Origin of the sequence: Shinella sp. AETb1-6 (genome assembly GCF_009826875.1) — a bacterium.
GTDB lineage: Bacteria > Pseudomonadota > Alphaproteobacteria > Rhizobiales > Rhizobiaceae > Shinella > Shinella sumterensis.
This window is the reverse complement of record NZ_WUMM01000008.1, coordinates 240,335-255,923: the sequence shown is the minus strand read 5'-3', so window position 1 is coordinate 255,923 and position 15,589 is coordinate 240,335. Positions and strand designations below refer to the sequence as shown.

Below are 15,589 nucleotides of genomic sequence, written 5' to 3'. Positions count from 1 at the left end.
GCAACGATACGCGATCCGCTTGCCGTCTGACAGCCGGAGAATTGCACCACATGTCCCTGTCGGGTCGTGATGTGACGCGTCCCCCTCATCCGGCCCTTCGGGCCACCTTCTCCCCGCCGGGGAGAAGGGGAAGTTGGGCGACGTGTTGCTCGACCCGTCGGCATCGGGAGGACGAGAGGGCGCCGTCATCACCTTCTCCCCGGCAGGGAGAAGGTGCCGGCAGGCGGATGAGGGGGCTTGCGAAACCTCAGACGATCTCTTCAAGCGCCGCGATCAGGCGGTCGCATTCTTCCGGCGTACCGATGGTGATGCGCAGGAAATCCGAGATGCGGGGCTTGGCGAAGTGGCGCACGAGCACCGCCCGCTCGCGCAGGCCGCTCGCGAGCGCCTCGCCGCTGTGATCGGGATGGCGGGCGAAGACAAAGTTGGCCTGCGAGGGCAAAACCTCGAAGCCGCGCTGGCGCAGCGCGCCGGTGACGCGCTCGCGGCTTTCGATGACCTTGCCGCGCGTCTCGTCGAACCATGCGCGATCGTCGATAGCGGCGGTCGCGCCGGCCTGGGCGATGCGGTCGAGCGGATAGGAGTTGAAGCTGTCCTTGACGCGCTCGAGCGCATCGATCAGCGGGCGCTGGCCGATGGCGTAGCCGACACGCAGGCCGGCAAGTGAGCGCGACTTGGACAGCGTGTGCACCACGAGCAGGTTGTCGTATGTCTTCGTCAGCGGAATGGCGCTTTCGCCGCCGAAATCGATATAGGCTTCGTCGATCACCACCGGCTGGTCGGGATGGGCGGCGACCAGCGCCTCAATGGCGGAAAGCGGCAGGCCGATGCCCGTCGGCGCGTTCGGGTTGGCGAGGATGATGGCGCCGCAGGGACGGTCATAATCCTTGAGATCGACGGTGAAATCGTCCTTCAGCGCGATCTCCACCGCCTCGATGCCGAACAGGCGGCAGTAGGTCGGGTAGAAGCTGTAGGTGATATCGGGGTAGAGCAGCGGCTTCTCGTGCTTGAGCAGGGCGGCGAAGACATGCGCCAGCACCTCGTCGGAACCGTTGCCGACAAAGACCTCGTCCTCCGCCACGCCATAAAAGCGGGCGATCGACTGGCGCAGCGCCAGCGCCGACGGATCGGGATAGAGCTTCAGGCTGTCGGCGACGACCGCCTGCATGGCGGCGATGGCCTTGGGCGACGGCCCGTAGGGATTTTCATTGGTGTTGAGCTTGATGAGATCTTGAATGCGCGGCTGTTCGCCCGCGACATAGGGCTTGAGCGTGGCGACGATCGGCGACCAGAATTTGCTCATGGCGTCAGTTCCTGCGATTGGCGATGAAGTGGGCGGTTTCGACGAGGATTCCGGCCCGATGGCTGAAGGGCGCAAGAAGCGCCTCGGCCTCCTTCACAAGCGCCTGGAGGCGGTCTTCCGCCCAGGCCTGGCCGCGGCGCGCCACCAGCGTCGCCTTGCCGCGCTCCGCATCCTTGCCCGTCGCCTTGCCCAGCGTGGCGGCGTCGGCGGTGAGATCGAGCAGGTCGTCGGCGATCTGGAACGCCAGGCCGACGGTTTCGCCGTAGCGGCGCAGCGTCGCGCGGTCGGCAGGCGACGCGTCGGCGATGATCGCGCCGGCCTCGCAGGCAAAGCGCAGCAGCGCACCCGTTTTCATCGCCTGCAATGTGACGATACCAGCCTCGTCCGGCGCCGTCTTCTCGGCATCGAGATCGAGCGCCTGGCCGCCGGCCATGCCGCCGATGCCCGCCGCGCGCGAAAGCGCCAGCACGAGCGCCGTTTTGGTGGCGTCGGGCAGCCGCGTTTCGGGCGAAGCGACGATATCGAAGGCGAGCGTCAGAAGGCTGTCGCCGGCAAGGATCGCCGCGGCCTCGTCGAAGGCGATGTGCACGGTCGGCTGGCCGCGGCGCAGGTCGTCGTCGTCCATGGCCGGCAGGTCGTCATGCACCAGCGAATAGCAGTGGATGCACTCCAGAGCGGCACCGACGCGCACCGCCGTTTCGCGCTCCACCCCATCGAACAGCGCGGCCGCCTCGATGACGAGGAACGGGCGCAGGCGCTTGCCGCCGTTCAGCACGCCGTGGCGCATGGCGGCGAGAAGCCGCGCCGGGCGTGCGATCTCGCCCGGCTGCACATCCGCAGAGAGCAGCGTGGCCAGAACGGTCTCCACCGCCTCGCCGTTGCTCTTCAAGAGGGACAGAAATTCCTGATGACGCTCGCTCATGGCCGCTCTTTGGCATGGCCCCCCGGCCGAAGCAACGGGAAGGACGGGATGGCGACAAAGAATCGCGGCACAGTGCTGGTTTTTGGCGCGCCGGAACGGTATGAAGTCGCAACACTGGAAGGACGGGCGCCGGCACTTGGACATCGTACCTGAGACGCGGGAAGACACGATCGAAGGAAAGGCTGAGCCCGATGCCAGGGATGGCTGGATGACCCGCCTGCGCAAGAACTGGCGTCGCCTCTGTCTGGCGCTCCTGGCGTTCGTCGCGCTGCCCTATGTGCTGATCGTGCTCTATACTGCGGAGTTCGTCCGCCCGATCTCCACCCTCATGCTGCGCGATGTCGTGCTGCTGCGCGGCTACGACCGGCAATGGGTGGATTTCGAGGACATCTCGCCCAATGTGGTGCGCGCCGTGATGATGTCGGAGGACGGGCAGTACTGCCGTCATGCCGGCGTCGACTGGGGCGCCATGCGCGAGGTCGTCAACGAGGCGCTGGCCGGCGAGCAGACGCGCGGGGCCAGCACCATCCCCATGCAGACCGCCAAGAACCTCTTCCTGTGGAACGGCCGCTCCTTCGTGCGCAAGGCGATGGAGGTGCCGCTCGCCGTGGTCGCCGACTTCGTCTGGAGCAAGCGCCGCCTGATGGAAATCTACCTCAACGTCGCCGAATGGGGGCCGGGCATCTACGGCATCGAGGCGGCGGCACAGTATCATTTCAACGTTTCCGCCGCCAAGCTTTCGCGCCGCCAGGCGGCATTGCTGGCGGTCTCGCTGCCCAATCCCTATACCCGCAATGCCGGCAAACCCGGCCCGGGCCTCCAGAGCCTGGCGCGGCTGATCGACCGGCGGGCGGGCCGCTCGGGCGATTACATCAAATGCCTTTATGACTGACGTCACGGCTTTTCATTGGCGCGGGCGCCCGTGAGCGCGTAACCATGCGGCCTCTCACACGGAGCCCATGCCATGTCCGACCTCATCCTCTATATCGGCAACAAGAACTATTCATCCTGGTCGCTGCGGCCATGGATCGCCATGGAAGCGGCCGGCGTGCCGTTCACCGATGAGGTGATCCCCTTCGATTTTCCGGCGGGCAATCCGAAGTTCAAGGCGATCTCGCCGACGGGGCGCGTGCCGGTGCTGCATCACGGCGATGTGCGCGTGTGGGAATCGCTCGCCATCATCGAATATGTCGCAGAGCTGTTTCCCGATAAAGGCATCTGGCCGAAGGATGCGGGCGCCCGCGCCGAGGCCCGCGCGATTTCGATGGAGATGCTGTCCGGCTTCCGCGCGCTGCGCAATGCCTGCCCGATGAACATTCGCCGCGAACCGCGCGCCATAGCACTTCCCGACGGCGTGACGGACGACGTCGCGCGCATCGAGACGATCTGGAAGGAGGCGCTGGCGCGCTCCCGCGGCCCCTTCCTGTTCGGCGCCTTCTCGGCAGCGGATGCGATGTACGCGCCGGTGGTCAACCGCTTCGAAACCTACCGCCTCACTGAGGACGACGCCGTGCTCGCCTATATCGCCCGCGTGAAGGCGCATCCGGCATGGCAGAAGTGGCAGGCGGCCGCGTTGGCCGAACCGTGGATCGTGCCGGAGGACGAGGCCTAGGCGACGGAATCGAAAAAAACCGCGCGGGGACTGGTCAAGCAGGGTTTTGCTGTGTATAAGCCGGCCCAATTTCCGAGATAACGACATGTTCTTGTCAGCCATTCGGTGGCGCGAGGATGTGTTTGCCTGATAAGTGGAGTTAGTCAAATGGCTGTACCGAAAAGAAAAGTGAGCCCGTCCAAGCGCGGTATGCGCCGTTCCGCAGACGCTCTGAAGGGCTCGACCTACGTCGAAGACAAGAATTCGGGCGAACTGCGCCGTCCGCACCACATCGACCTGAAGACCGGCATGTACCGCGGTCGCCAGGTTCTGACGCCGAAGGAAAGCGCGTAATCCGCGTTTCCAGCGTCAGCTGAGATCAGGGGCCGGGCGACCGGCCCTTTTCTTTTGCCGGCATTTTTGGCCGATCCGCCCCATTCCGGCACGCCGCCGTTTCCTTGCGGGCGATCTTCGGCTAAGAGGGCCCGGACGCCGCCATGACGCGCGGCCACCGGGAGTTTGCCGATGTTGCTGGCCATACCGCTGCTGATCCTGCCCTTCGCGCTCTACAATCTCGCCATGACCGGCCTGTTCGGCACCGGCGGCATTGCCGTGCTCGACAGCGAGGTCCTCTCCGTCAACATGCTCTCGGGCGCGACGTGGACGCTCGCCTTCGGCGACCTCATCATCCTCATCGCACTGGCGCTGCTGTTCGTGGAAATCCTGAAAGCCACGCGGCCGGGTTCGCGCGCATTGCTCGATCACATGCTGTCGATGGTGCTGTTCGTCGTCGCGCTCGTCGAGTTCCTGCTGGTGCAGGGCGCGGCGACGCAGATCTTCTTCATCCTGATGACCATCATCTTCATCGATGTCGTCGCCGGTTTCGCGGTCTCGATCCGCACGGCGAGCCGCGATCTCTCGATCGGGCTTTGACGGCGCGGGTCAGACCCGCGCCATTCTCCCGGCGTCAGCCGAGATTGTCGAGCTTCGTCTGGAGCGCGCGCAGCTGCTCCTTCAGCTCGTCGATGTCCTTGGCCTCGGCCTTGCGCGTTTCCTTGGGCGGAGCGGCATTGGCAAAGGGCGAGAACATCTTCATCGCCTGCTGGAACATCTCGGTGTTGCGCCGCACCGTCTCCTCGACGAGCGCCATGGGCACCTGAAGATTCTTGCCGAGCGGGGTGTCGCCGAAGGTCTTGTTGATCTGCTCGCGCATCTGCACCTGCTGGTCCGTGAAGGCCTGCATGGAATGTTCGAGATAGCTCGGCACGACCATCTGCATCTGGTCGCCGTAGTAGGAGATCAGCTGACGAAGGAAGGAGATCGGCAGGAGCGTATTGCCCGTCTTCGATTCCTGCTCGAAAATGATCTGCGTCAGCACCGAATGGGTGATGTCGTCACCCGATTTGGCGTCCTGCACGGTGAAGTCCTCGCCCTTCTTCACCATGACCGCGAGATCGTCGAGCGTCACATAGGTGCTCGTGCCCGTGTTGTAGAGCCGGCGGTTTGCATATTTCTTGATGACGATCTGACCGTCGTTTCTGGCCATTAGGGTCTCCTCATACCCGTCTTCCCATTTTCTTTTTGGTCGTTTCGAGTATCGGCAAAAACACCCCGCCTGACAATCGAATTGTGCGATGCGGCGAGGAATGCTGCGCAACATGAATTTTCATGCTGCATGGCGCGCCGATGAAATTTTAGCGAGGCCGGATATCGGGTTTGACTCTCCCCCTCCGCTTTGCCAGTTTTGACGTCGGGAGAACCGCCGGGCCTGCGTCGTCTGCACGCTGGAGCCTGGTTCCAAGGCCGCAAGCCCGGCCGCAGAACTGAGGAAGAACATACCATGAGCACCTCGTCCATCGTCATCGCCAGTGCCGCCCGTACAGCCGTCGGCGCCTTCAACGGCGCCTTCGCCAACACGCCCGCCCACGAACTCGGGGCCGCGGCGATCTCGGCGGTGCTGGAGCGCGCGGGCGTGGAGGCCGGCGAGGTGAACGAAGTGATTCTCGGCCAGGTCCTGCCGGCCGGCGAAGGCCAGAACCCGGCCCGCCAGGCCGCCATGAAGGCCGGCATTCCGCAGGAGGCGACCGCCTGGGGCCTGAACCAGCTCTGCGGTTCGGGCCTGCGCGCCGTCGCGCTCGGCATGCAGCAGATCGCAACCGGCGACGCCGACATCATCGTGGCCGGCGGCATGGAATCCATGTCCATGGCGCCGCATTGCGCGCATCTGCGCGGCGGCGTGAAGATGGGCGACTTCAAGATGATCGACACGATGATCAAGGACGGCCTGACCGACGCCTTCTACGGCTACCACATGGGCATCACCGCGGAGAATATCGCCCGGCAGTGGCAGCTGTCGCGCGACGAGCAGGATGCCTTCGCGGTCGCCTCGCAGAACAAGGCCGAGGCCGCCCAGACGGCAGGCCGCTTCAAGGACGAGATCGTTCCTTTCATCGTCAAGGGCCGCAAGGGCGACGTGACCGTCGATGCCGACGAATATATCCGCCATGGCGCCACGCTCGATTCCATGGCGAAGCTGCGTCCGGCCTTCGACAAGGAAGGCACGGTGACCGCCGGCAACGCCTCCGGCCTCAATGACGGCGCGGCCGCCACACTCCTGATGAGCGAGGCGGAAGCCGCGCGCCGCGGCATCGAGCCGCTTGCCCGCATCGTGTCCTGGGCGACGGCCGGCGTCGACCCGAAGATCATGGGCACCGGCCCCATCCCGGCCTCGCGCAAGGCCCTGGAGCGCGCGGGCTGGTCGATCGGCGACATCGACCTCGTGGAGGCCAACGAAGCCTTCGCAGCGCAGGCCTGCGCGGTCAACAAGGACCTCGGCTGGGATCCTTCGATCGTCAACGTCAACGGCGGCGCCATCGCCATCGGCCACCCGATCGGCGCATCGGGCGCCCGCATCCTCAACACGCTGCTCTTCGAAATGAAGCGCCGCGGCGCGTCCAAGGGCCTTGCCACGCTCTGCATCGGCGGCGGCATGGGCGTGGCGATGTGCGTCGAGCGCCTGTAAGCGCCGACTTGCACGCTGCTTTGCCATGACCCGCCGCCAGCGGGGCGTCGGGTCTCACTGAAAAAAACACAAGGGGAGTGAGCCAAATGAGCAGGGTAGCACTGGTAACGGGCGGATCGCGGGGCATCGGCGCAGCCATTTCGGTGGCGCTGAAGGCAGCCGGATACAGGGTGGCTGCCAACTATGCCGGCAATGACGAGGCTGCCGAAGCTTTCAAGGCCGAGACCGGGATTGCGGTCTACAAGTGGGACGTCTCTAGCTACGAGGCCTGTGTGGAGGGCATCGGCAGGGTGGAGGCGGATCTCGGCCCGGTCGACGTTCTCGTCAACAATGCCGGCATCACGCGCGACGCGATGTTTCACAAGATGACCCCGGAGCAATGGGGTGCGGTGATCGGCACCAACCTCACCGGCCTCTTCAACATGACGCATCCGATCTGGTCGGGCATGCGCGACCGCAATTTCGGCCGCGTCATCAACATTTCCTCGATCAACGGCCAGAAGGGCCAGATGGGCCAGGCGAACTATTCGGCCGCCAAGGCCGGCGATCTCGGCTTCACCAAGGCGCTGGCGCAGGAGGGAGCCGCCAAGGGCATCACCGTCAACGCCATCTGCCCCGGCTATATCGGCACCGAGATGGTGCGCGCCATTCCCGAGAAGGTGCTGAACGAGCGGATCATTCCGCTGATCCCCGTCGGGCGCCTTGGCGAACCCGAGGAGATCGCCCGCGTCGTCGTCTTCCTCGCTTCCGACGATGCCGGCTTCATCACCGGCTCGACCATCTCGGCCAATGGCGGGCAGTTCTTCGTCTGACGCCGACGCCCATGCCACGGAACACGGCGCCTTGCGGCGCCGTTCTCCATGGCGCGACAGAGAGGAAGGGCCGATGAAACAGGAAAAGCTCGACGAAGCCGCCATCACCGAGGCGCTCGCCACCGTGGACGGCTGGTCCCGCTCCAAAGACGGCATCGCCATCGAAAAGACCTTCCGGTTCAAATCCTTCCGCGAGGCCTTCGGCTTCATGACCGAGGGCGCGCTCGCCGCGGAGAAGTTCAACCATCACCCCGAATGGTTCAACGTCTACAACCGCGTCGACGTGCGGCTGACCAACCACGATGCGGGCGGCCTGACCGCGCTCGACTTCAAGCTGGCGGCGGCGATGGACGGCGCGGCGGCCCTGCGCACGAAGAGTTGAAGCGACGTGACTGCATTCCCATATGAGGAACGCCGGGCGAAACCGGCATCGCCACCTGAAGGAGGCCGTGCATGGATGATGTGAAGATCGGCGAGATTCTTCTGCCGGGAGACGAAGCCGAACAGGAGCGTCAGCGCGACCGCGTGAAGAAGCGGTTCTGGCCGGTTCTCAAGCGCGCCGTGCGGCAGATCCCGTTTTCGCGCGACCTCATCGCCTCCTATTATTGCGCGCTCGATCCCCGCACGCCGCTGCGCGTCCGCGGCACGCTGCTCGGCGCTCTCGCCTATTTTGTGATGCCCATCGACGTCGTTCCCGACTTCCTGGCGGTGGTGGGTTTCACCGATGACATCGCCGTCCTGACGGCCGCGTTTGCCGCCGTCCGCGGCCATGTGCGCGACGATCACTATGTCGCCGCCGACAAGGCGCTTGCGGACGAACCGGACCTGCAACCGACGCGATAGGCCGCCTGCCGCAGGGCTGCCGCGATCGGGGACAAATTCTTGCCCTATTCCTTGTGCCTTTAAGGGTTCGACGGGTTCTATCTCACCAAATTGGGACTGGGGACGCCCGCCTTTCTTCCAGAAGGCAGCGGCGCGGTTCGACGCAATCACGTCCCGGTGCGGCGCGGATGGCCTTCGTAAAATGCGTGCATGTTGACGGTTTGGTAACCTGAATTAAGTCAAAATAAATCAAATCGTCACCATGCATGGCCGACACCGGCAGGACAGGCATCGCCTTCGGCCGCAACCACTGGCAAGACAACCGGCAGGAAAACATGTTTGTAAGAAAGCTCGCAACCGCACTCGCCCTCGTTCTCGCGACCGCAGGCGTTGCCTCGGCGCAGTCGCCGACGCGCATTCAGCAGTTCAATGCCTGGGGTGCCTATTCCTACCAGGCCAATGGCGGCAAGGTGTGCTACGTCCTTTCCGTTCCCAAGGAGAAGAACCCGGCCGGCGTCGACCACGGCGACATCTTCTTCCTCGTCTCGCAGCGCCCGGGCCAGAACATCTCCTACGAGCCGCAGGCCATGATGGGCTATCCGCTGAAGGAAGGCTCCAAGGTCAACGTCAACATCGACGGCCGCAACTTCGTGATGTTCGTCAAGGGCAACTCTGCCTGGGTGGAGAACGCCGCCGAAGAACCGGCCCTCGTCAACGCCATGCGCAGCGGCCGCGACATGAAGGTGCAGGCGACCTCGCGCCGCGGCACCGGCACCAACTATTCCTATTCGCTCTCGGGCATTTCGGCGGCGCTGAAGCAGATCGAAACCTGCCGCTGAGCGCGCTCGTCCAATCCACGCAAAGGCCGGCGTCACGCCGGCCTTTGTCGTTTCAGGCGGTGCCGGACCGGTTGGACGCGAAACGGAAAGCCATCAGCGCGAGCGCAGCCAAGAGAAGCGCCGCCGCCACGCCGAAGGTGGCATGAAGGCCGGTCGCGACGGCGGCACCGCCGGCATTGGCCACATCCTTGGTTCCGACCGCCAGCGTGAAGATCGCGCCCATCAGCGATGCCCCGGTGATCAGGCCGAGATTGCGCGACAGGTTCAGGAGCGCTGACGTGACGCCGCGTTCGCCCTCGGGCACGCCGGACATGACGGCCGCATTGTTCGCCGCCTGGAAAAGCTGGTAGCTGGGCGTCAGCACGACGATGGCCGCGATATAGCCGGCAAGGCCCAAGAGTTCGGAAAGCACGGGCAGTGCGCCCGCACCGGCCGCCATGGCGGCAAGCCCGGCAAGCGTCATCCTGACGGCACCGAAGCGATCGACCATGCGCCCCGCCACGACCCCGGTCAGCACGGAGACCACAGGGCCGGTCGCCAGGACGAAGCCGACATGGGCGGGGCCGAGGCCGAGCGTGCGCGACAGGTAGAAGGGCCCGACGACCAGCGTGACCATGATGACCGTCGCCACCTGCATGCTGGCAACGAGGCTGGCCGCAAAGCCCGGGCGGCGAAACGCCGCGGGGCGGATGAGCGGGAAAGCCGCCCCGCGCTGCCGGATGACGAAGAGCGCCGCCGCCACCGCTGCCGTGGCGAGCAGGCCCACATTCCAGGCGTCGATACCGCCCGCACCCACCGTCATGGCCAGCGCATAGGCGCCGAGTGCTGCGGCGAGCAGCGCGGCGCCGGCCAGATCGAAGCGGCCCGCACCTTTCGCCACCTGCCCGGCGGGCACGAAGCGCCACACAAGCGCGAAGGCCAGGATGCCGAAGGGGACCGCGACGAGGAAGATCGACGGCCAGCCGAAGGTCGCGATCAGCAGGCCGCCGAGCGACGGACCGAGCGCCGTGCCGACGGCGGATGTCGTGCCGAACAGCCCCATGACGCTGCCGATACGCTCCTGCGGCACCGTTTCGCTGACAAAGGCCATGGCGAGCGCCATCATCGCGGCAGCCCCGGCCCCCTGGAACGCGCGGGCGACGATCAGCACCGCGAGCGACGGTGCGGCGGCCGCCAGCAGCGAGGCGACGGAAAAGAGCGCAAGCCCGCCGAGCAGCAGGAGACGCCGGCCGAAGAGGTCGCCGAGACGCCCGATCCCCGCGATCAGCACGGTGCTGGCGAGCAGATAAGCCAGCACGACCCACTGGACCTGCTGGAAGCTGGCGGAAAAGACGTGGCCAAGCGTCGGCAGGGCGACATTGGCGATACTGGTGCCGAGCGACGAGAGCAGAATGGCGAGCGACAGGCCCGCCAGCGCGCCCATCCGGCCCGATCGATCCGTTGCGATGACGTGCATATGGTCCATGGTCTGATCCTCTGTTTGCGCAGAGAGATAAGACTGTGCGAAATATGGCGGAAGGCGCATCCTTTGCACTTCATTCATGCGCCTGACGCCATGTCATCGTCTCGCAGCCGTGCTAGGATGGCCCGCATGGCCAGACCCGACCTCAACCTCCTCGTGACGCTCGACGTGCTGCTTGCCGAAGGCAATGTCGCGCGGGCCGCCCAACGGCTGAGGCTCAGCCCCTCCGCCATGAGCCGGGCGCTGGCGCGGCTGCGCGACGTCACCGGCGACCCGCTGCTGGTGCGCGCCGGGCGCGGACTGGTGCCGACACCGCGTGCGCTGGAACTGCGCGGGCTGGTGGGCCAAGTGGTGGAGGACGCCGAAGCGCTGCTGCGCCCGGCGCGCAGCCTCGATCTCAAAACGCTGGAGCGCACCTTCACGCTGCGCAACCGCGAGGGCTTCGTGGAGACGTTCGGCCCCGCACTCGTCGCCCGCATCGCCAGCGAGGCGCCGCGCGTCGTGCTGCGCTTCGTGGCGAAACCCGACAAGGAAAGCACGCCACTGCGCGACGGCACGGTGGATCTCGAAACCGGCGTGATCGGCGACACGACGGGGCCGGAGGTGCGCGCGCAGGCGCTGTTTCGCGACCGCTTCATCGGCATCGTGCGCGCGGGCCATCCGCTGCTCGACGGCCCGCTGGACGCGGCGCGCTATGCCGGGGGCGGCCATATCCTCGTCTCGCGCGGACGCCGCGAGCGCGGGCCCGTCGACGAGGCGCTGGAACGGATGGGCTTGAAGCGCCGCATCGCCGTGACCGTCGCGAGCTTTTCCGAGGCCGTGGCGCTTGCCCGCAGCTCCGACCTCATCGCGCAGGTCTCCGACCGTGCGACGGCTGCCTTCCGCGAGGGCGTCGCGAGTTTCGCGCTGCCGGTGGACCTGCCGGACTTCACGGTTTCCATGCTGTGGCATCCGCGCATGGATGCCGACCCGGCGCACCGCTGGCTGCGCGCCTGCTTCCGCGAGGTGTGCACGGGCAAGACTGGTGACTTTCCGCCGGAACAGTGCTAAAGGGCGCGCAACTGGGCCGCAAACCGCATCACCACGCGCTGTTTGGCCCGTCGTAACTTCTGTCGAGCATGGACCGCTTGTGGCGCAAAAGCCTGCGCCGGGGCAGCCTGTTCCTGGGGAATGACCCGATGGCAAGCATGGATTTTCTCAATACGGCCGAGCCGGTGAAGGCACCCGTCGTCCGCAACGTCCCGGCCGCCGAAAAGCCGACGCTGATCGGTCTTTCCCGCGAGGACATGGGCCGCGCGCTGGTCGAAAAGGGTGTCAACGAGCGCCAGGTGAAGATGCGCGTCAGCCAGCTCTGGCACTGGCTCTATGTGCGCGGCGTCTCCGATTTCGACGACATGACCAATGTCTCCAAGGACATGCGCGAAATGCTGAAGACGCATTTCACCATCGCACGCCCGGAAATCGTCGACGAGCAGATCTCCAGCGACGGCACGCGCAAGTGGCTGCTGCGCTTTCCCGCGCGCGGCGCCGGCCGCCCGGTGGAGATCGAGACCGTCTACATTCCCGAGGAAGGCCGCGGCACGCTGTGCATTTCCAGCCAGGTCGGCTGCACGCTCACCTGCTCCTTCTGTCACACCGGCACGCAGAAGCTGGTGCGCAACCTGACGGCGGAGGAAATCCTCTCCCAGCTCCTGCTGGCGCGCGACCGGCTGGGCGACTTCCCGGACCGCGACACGCCGGCCGGCGCGATCGTGCCCGCCGAAGGCCGCAAGGTCTCCAACATCGTCATGATGGGCATGGGCGAGCCGCTCTACAATTTCGAGAACGTCAAGACCGCCCTTTTGATTGCAACCGATGGCGACGGCCTGTCGCTCTCCAAGCGCCGCGTCACGCTGTCGACATCGGGCATCGTGCCGGAAATCTACCGCACCGGCTCGGAAATCGGCGTCATGCTGGCAATCTCGCTGCATGCCGTGCGCGACGAGCTGCGCGACATGCTGGTGCCGATCAACAAGAAATATCCGCTGAAGGAACTGCTCGACGCCTGCCGCGCCTATCCGAGCCTGTCGAACGCCCGCCGCATCACCTTCGAATATGTGATGCTGAAGGACGTGAACGACAGCCTGGAAGACGCCAAGCTGCTCATCCAGCTCTTGAAGGGCATTCCGGCCAAGATCAACCTCATTCCGTTCAATCCCTGGCCGGGCACGAATTACCAGTGTTCGGACTGGGAGCAGATCGAGCGCTTTGCCGATTTCATCAACCAGGCCGGCTATGCCTCGCCGATCCGCACGCCGCGCGGCCGCGACATCCTCGCCGCCTGCGGCCAGCTGAAATCGGAATCCGAGCGCATGCGCAAGGTCGAGCGCATGGCCTTCGAGGCCATGATGATCGTCGGCCACGGCGAGGACGACTGAGGCCTTCGCGTCGGCCATTGCAGGACATCGTGAGGTGAGGACCGGCCGTCAGCCGGCCTGCGCGGGCGTGCCCAGTGCCTTCTCGATGGCCGGGAACAGCCCTTCCTTCAGGCTCCTGTCGTCGAACGGGCCGACCCGCTTGTAGAGGATCGTGCCGTCAGGGCCGACGAGATAGCTTTCCGGGATGCCGTAGACGCCCCAGTCGATCGCCATCTTGCCGACGGGATCGAGGCCGATGGCCGAGAAGGGATTGCCGAGCTCGCCGAGGAAGCCGAGCGCACCCTCCGCGCGATCCTTGTAATTGACGCCGACGACGTTGAGCCGAGGGTCCTGCGAGAGGGCGAGAATGATCGGGTGTTCCTGCCGGCAGGGCACGCACCAGGAGGCCCAGAAATTCACCAGCGTCAGCTTGCCCTTGCCGGTTTCGGTGGTGAGCGCCGGCACCGGCGCGCCGTTCCTGATGGCGCCGGCCAGCGGCTCCAGATCACGGTAGGGCGCCTTGGTGCCGATGAGCGCCGACGGGATTTCGGATGTGCTGCGGCCGGAGGTGAGCTGCGTCCAGAAGATCAGCGCGAGGCCGACGAAGATGGCGAGCGGCAGGGCGGCCAGGATGACGCGCATGCGCTTGCCGCCGGCTCCCGCATTGCCTTCGGTCTCGCTCATCCCGCATTCTCCTGGCGCGCGGAGCGGCGGCGGATGCCGGCGGCTTCAAGACGCGCAAGCTCGCGGTGGCGCGCGCGATGGTCGAGCCAGACCCACAGCACGAGGCCGAAGACAACGGCGAAGGCGGCGATATAGGACGCCGTGACGTAGAAGGCGTGGCTCATGCGGCCTCTCCGGCGGAACGGGCGGCATGGCGGCGCAGCACGGCGATGCGGCGGCGCAGGATCTCGTTGCGCATGGCAAGGATATGCAGCGTGAAGAACAGCATGGTGAAGGCGACGGCCATGATCAGCAGCGGCCACAGGAAGGCCGGGTCGATGGTCGGGCCATCCATGCGCATCACGCTGGCCGGCTGGTGCAGCGTGTTCCACCATTCGACCGAGAACTTGATGATCGGGATGTTGACGAAGCCGACCAGAATGAGGATGGCGCTGGCCTTGGCGGCGCGCGTCGGGTCGTCCATGGCGCGGTTGAGCGCGATGAGGCCGAGATACATCAGGAACAGCACGAAGACCGAGGTGAGCCGCGCATCCCACACCCACCATGTGCCCCACATCGGCTTGCCCCACAGCGAGCCGGTAATCAGCGCGACGAGGGTGAAGCCGGCGCCGAGCGGGGCTGCGGCCTTGGCCAAGACATCGGCCAGCGGGTGGCGCCAGACCAGCGTGCCGAGCGCCGACAGCGCCATGACCGTGTAGCACATCATCGACAGCCAGGCGGCCGGCACATGCACATACATGATGCGCACGGTCTGGCCCTGCTGATAATCATCCACCGATGCGAAGGAGAGGTAGAGCCCGACGGCGAACAGACAGACCGTCAGCGCGGCAAGCCACGGCCAGACGATGGCGACCAGCGCCAGGAACCGCGTCGGGTTGGCAAGGTCGCTGAATTTTCGGATGGCAAGGCTCGGTTCGCTCATGATGGTTCTTTAACGCGTCAGCCCCGTCTCTTCAATTGATCTGCCGCAATCACATTCCTGTCAATTCGGCCTGTCAATCGGCCCGTCAATCGCTGGACAGGCGAAGCGCGGCGGCCGCCGCCACGGGGCCGATCACCGCGAAGAACAGGTTGAGCGCCACGAGGATGAGGAAGGGCGGCAGGAAGGGGGCGGGATCCTGGATCGCCGCATAGACGGCGGAGACGCCGAAGATCAGCACGGGAATGGCGAGCGGCAGCACCAGGATCGAGACGAGCAGCCCGCCGCGCGGCAAGGCAACGGCGATGCCGGCCCCGGCCGCACCGATGAAGGTGATCGCCGGCGTGCCGACCAGAAGCGTCAGCGTCGTCGCACCGATCGCCACCTCGTCCATGTTCATGAAGAGGCCGAGCAGCGGCGAGGCGATGACGAGCGGCAGGCCGGTCGCCAGCCAGTGCGCCAGGCACTTGATGAAGACGGTGAGCACCAGCGGCGTCTCCTGCATCAACAGAAGATCGAGCGAACCGTCCTCGCGCTCCGCCTGGAACAGCCGGTCGAGCCCGAGCAGCGAGGCGAGCAGCGCGCCGATCCAGAGAATGGCGGGTCCGATGCGCGCGAGAAGGTTGAGGTCCGGCCCCACGCCGAAGGGAATGACGGCAACGACCGTCATGAAGAACAGCACGCCGATCAGCGCCCCGCCGCCGGCACGCATGGAGAGTTTGAGGTCGCGGGCGAGGAGGGCGATCATGCGGGAACCTTGGTGAACAGCAGCGGTGGCGCCTGTTCGCCTCCCTCATCCGACCCTTCGGGCCACCTT

Annotated in this window: 19 protein-coding genes; 11 read left to right on the top strand and 8 right to left on the bottom strand. The window is 65.8% G+C overall.

Going from position 1 to position 15,589, the window contains the following annotated elements; all coding sequences use genetic code 11:
* Nucleotides 1-247: 247 nt before the first annotated feature.
* On the bottom strand, nt 248-1,303 hold the full coding sequence (gene hisC, locus GR158_RS16400; protein WP_160871806.1) for a histidinol-phosphate transaminase: 1,056 nt from the start codon (nt 1,301-1,303) through the stop codon (nt 248-250).
* Nucleotides 1,304-1,307: 4 nt separating this feature from the next.
* A complete protein-coding gene (locus tag GR158_RS16395; RefSeq protein WP_160871805.1) occupies nt 1,308-2,225 on the bottom strand; it encodes a polyprenyl synthetase family protein in 918 nt (305 codons plus the stop codon).
* A gap of 136 nt (nt 2,226-2,361) precedes the next feature.
* Between GR158_RS16395 and mtgA the strand changes: the two genes are divergently transcribed.
* The 4 genes from mtgA to GR158_RS16375 all read left to right on the top strand — a co-directional run bounded on the left by mtgA (nt 2,362) and on the right by GR158_RS16375 (nt 4,749).
* Nucleotides 2,362-3,117 carry a monofunctional biosynthetic peptidoglycan transglycosylase gene (gene mtgA, locus GR158_RS16390; protein ID WP_202402305.1) on the top strand — a complete coding sequence of 252 codons (756 nt, stop codon included), beginning with the start codon at nt 2,362-2,364 and terminating at the stop codon, nt 3,115-3,117.
* A gap of 72 nt (nt 3,118-3,189) precedes the next feature.
* Nucleotides 3,190-3,837 carry a glutathione S-transferase family protein gene (locus tag GR158_RS16385; protein WP_160871803.1) on the top strand — a complete coding sequence of 216 codons (648 nt, stop codon included), beginning with the start codon at nt 3,190-3,192 and terminating at the stop codon, nt 3,835-3,837.
* Between the two features lie 147 nt (nt 3,838-3,984).
* On the top strand, nt 3,985-4,170 hold the full coding sequence (rpmF, locus tag GR158_RS16380; protein WP_134648268.1) for a 50S ribosomal protein L32: 186 nt from the start codon (nt 3,985-3,987) through the stop codon (nt 4,168-4,170).
* A 171-nt stretch (nt 4,171-4,341) separates the two neighbouring features.
* Nucleotides 4,342-4,749, top strand: a complete 408-nt coding sequence (locus GR158_RS16375) for a hypothetical protein (protein ID WP_160871802.1) — start codon at nt 4,342-4,344, stop codon at nt 4,747-4,749.
* Nucleotides 4,750-4,783: 34 nt separating this feature from the next.
* On the opposite strand, the gene phaR is transcribed toward GR158_RS16375, so the two are convergent.
* Nucleotides 4,784-5,362, bottom strand: coding sequence for a polyhydroxyalkanoate synthesis repressor PhaR (phaR, locus tag GR158_RS16370; protein WP_134648272.1), 579 nt, complete (start codon nt 5,360-5,362; stop codon nt 4,784-4,786).
* A gap of 294 nt (nt 5,363-5,656) precedes the next feature.
* Here phaR and GR158_RS16365 point away from each other — a divergent pair, with 294 nt between their 5' ends.
* The 5 genes from GR158_RS16365 (at nt 5,657) to GR158_RS16345 (ending at nt 9,311) form a co-directional block, all read left to right on the top strand.
* Nucleotides 5,657-6,838: an acetyl-CoA C-acetyltransferase gene (locus tag GR158_RS16365; RefSeq protein ID WP_160871801.1), complete on the top strand. Its 1,182-nt coding sequence runs from the start codon at nt 5,657-5,659 to the stop codon at nt 6,836-6,838.
* A gap of 86 nt (nt 6,839-6,924) precedes the next feature.
* Nucleotides 6,925-7,650 (top strand): beta-ketoacyl-ACP reductase, encoded by a 726-nt coding sequence (locus GR158_RS16360; protein WP_134648276.1) that lies wholly within the window; start codon nt 6,925-6,927, stop codon nt 7,648-7,650.
* A 73-nt stretch (nt 7,651-7,723) separates the two neighbouring features.
* On the top strand, nt 7,724-8,032 hold the full coding sequence (locus GR158_RS16355) for a 4a-hydroxytetrahydrobiopterin dehydratase (RefSeq protein WP_160871800.1): 309 nt from the start codon (nt 7,724-7,726) through the stop codon (nt 8,030-8,032).
* 71 nt (nt 8,033-8,103) lie between these two features.
* A complete protein-coding gene (locus GR158_RS16350; RefSeq protein WP_134648280.1) occupies nt 8,104-8,493 on the top strand; it encodes a YkvA family protein in 390 nt (129 codons plus the stop codon).
* 314 nt (nt 8,494-8,807) lie between these two features.
* Complete coding sequence (locus GR158_RS16345) at nt 8,808-9,311, top strand: invasion associated locus B family protein (protein WP_134648282.1); 504 nt, start codon at nt 8,808-8,810, stop codon at nt 9,309-9,311.
* A 52-nt stretch (nt 9,312-9,363) separates the two neighbouring features.
* Here GR158_RS16345 and GR158_RS16340 read toward each other — a convergent pair whose 3' ends face one another.
* A complete protein-coding gene (locus GR158_RS16340; protein WP_160871799.1) occupies nt 9,364-10,776 on the bottom strand; it encodes an MFS transporter in 1,413 nt (470 codons plus the stop codon).
* 126 nt (nt 10,777-10,902) lie between these two features.
* Here GR158_RS16340 and GR158_RS16335 point away from each other — a divergent pair, with 126 nt between their 5' ends.
* Nucleotides 10,903-11,823: a LysR family transcriptional regulator gene (locus GR158_RS16335; RefSeq protein WP_160871798.1), complete on the top strand. Its 921-nt coding sequence runs from the start codon at nt 10,903-10,905 to the stop codon at nt 11,821-11,823.
* A 128-nt stretch (nt 11,824-11,951) separates the two neighbouring features.
* Nucleotides 11,952-13,190 (top strand): 23S rRNA (adenine(2503)-C(2))-methyltransferase RlmN, encoded by a 1,239-nt coding sequence (rlmN, locus tag GR158_RS16330; protein ID WP_160871797.1) that lies wholly within the window; start codon nt 11,952-11,954, stop codon nt 13,188-13,190.
* 48 nt (nt 13,191-13,238) lie between these two features.
* Here the strand turns inward: rlmN and GR158_RS16325 are convergent, their stop codons facing one another.
* From GR158_RS16325 to ccmB, 4 genes are all read right to left on the bottom strand, one after another.
* On the bottom strand, nt 13,239-13,853 hold the full coding sequence (locus GR158_RS16325) for a DsbE family thiol:disulfide interchange protein (RefSeq protein WP_134648290.1): 615 nt from the start codon (nt 13,851-13,853) through the stop codon (nt 13,239-13,241).
* Entirely contained in the window at nt 13,850-14,017 is a 168-nt protein-coding gene (ccmD, locus tag GR158_RS16320) for a heme exporter protein CcmD (RefSeq protein WP_134648292.1), read from the bottom strand. The genes GR158_RS16325 and ccmD overlap by 4 nt, the downstream gene beginning before the upstream one ends.
* Complete coding sequence (locus tag GR158_RS16315; RefSeq protein WP_160871796.1) at nt 14,014-14,775, bottom strand: heme ABC transporter permease; 762 nt, start codon at nt 14,773-14,775, stop codon at nt 14,014-14,016. Before GR158_RS16315 ends, ccmD begins: the two co-directional genes overlap by 4 nt.
* Before the next feature lie 85 nt (nt 14,776-14,860).
* A complete protein-coding gene (ccmB, locus tag GR158_RS16310) occupies nt 14,861-15,520 on the bottom strand; it encodes a heme exporter protein CcmB (RefSeq protein ID WP_134648296.1) in 660 nt (219 codons plus the stop codon).
* Nucleotides 15,521-15,589 lie beyond the last annotated feature (69 nt).

Bases quoted from the DNA above. Each gene is read 5' to 3' on its own strand.
- hisC (WP_160871806.1), bottom strand. From the start codon at position 1,303: ATGAGCAAATTCTGGTCGCCGATCGTCGCCACGCTCAAGCCCTATGTC.
- GR158_RS16395 (WP_160871805.1), bottom strand. From the start codon at position 2,225: ATGAGCGAGCGTCATCAGGAATTTCTGTCCCTCTTGAAGAGCAACGGC.
- GR158_RS16385 (WP_160871803.1), top strand. From the start codon at position 3,190: ATGTCCGACCTCATCCTCTATATCGGCAACAAGAACTATTCATCCTGG.
- rpmF (WP_134648268.1), top strand. From the start codon at position 3,985: ATGGCTGTACCGAAAAGAAAAGTGAGCCCGTCCAAGCGCGGTATGCGC.
- GR158_RS16375 (WP_160871802.1), top strand. From the start codon at position 4,342: ATGTTGCTGGCCATACCGCTGCTGATCCTGCCCTTCGCGCTCTACAAT.
- phaR (WP_134648272.1), bottom strand. From the start codon at position 5,362: ATGGCCAGAAACGACGGTCAGATCGTCATCAAGAAATATGCAAACCGC.
- GR158_RS16365 (WP_160871801.1), top strand. From the start codon at position 5,657: ATGAGCACCTCGTCCATCGTCATCGCCAGTGCCGCCCGTACAGCCGTC.
- GR158_RS16360 (WP_134648276.1), top strand. From the start codon at position 6,925: ATGAGCAGGGTAGCACTGGTAACGGGCGGATCGCGGGGCATCGGCGCA.
- GR158_RS16355 (WP_160871800.1), top strand. From the start codon at position 7,724: ATGAAACAGGAAAAGCTCGACGAAGCCGCCATCACCGAGGCGCTCGCC.
- GR158_RS16350 (WP_134648280.1), top strand. From the start codon at position 8,104: ATGGATGATGTGAAGATCGGCGAGATTCTTCTGCCGGGAGACGAAGCC.
- GR158_RS16345 (WP_134648282.1), top strand. From the start codon at position 8,808: ATGTTTGTAAGAAAGCTCGCAACCGCACTCGCCCTCGTTCTCGCGACC.
- GR158_RS16340 (WP_160871799.1), bottom strand. From the start codon at position 10,776: ATGGACCATATGCACGTCATCGCAACGGATCGATCGGGCCGGATGGGC.
- GR158_RS16335 (WP_160871798.1), top strand. From the start codon at position 10,903: ATGGCCAGACCCGACCTCAACCTCCTCGTGACGCTCGACGTGCTGCTT.
- rlmN (WP_160871797.1), top strand. From the start codon at position 11,952: ATGGCAAGCATGGATTTTCTCAATACGGCCGAGCCGGTGAAGGCACCC.
- GR158_RS16325 (WP_134648290.1), bottom strand. From the start codon at position 13,853: ATGAGCGAGACCGAAGGCAATGCGGGAGCCGGCGGCAAGCGCATGCGC.
- ccmD (WP_134648292.1), bottom strand. From the start codon at position 14,017: ATGAGCCACGCCTTCTACGTCACGGCGTCCTATATCGCCGCCTTCGCC.
- GR158_RS16315 (WP_160871796.1), bottom strand. From the start codon at position 14,775: ATGAGCGAACCGAGCCTTGCCATCCGAAAATTCAGCGACCTTGCCAAC.
- ccmB (WP_134648296.1), bottom strand. From the start codon at position 15,520: ATGATCGCCCTCCTCGCCCGCGACCTCAAACTCTCCATGCGTGCCGGC.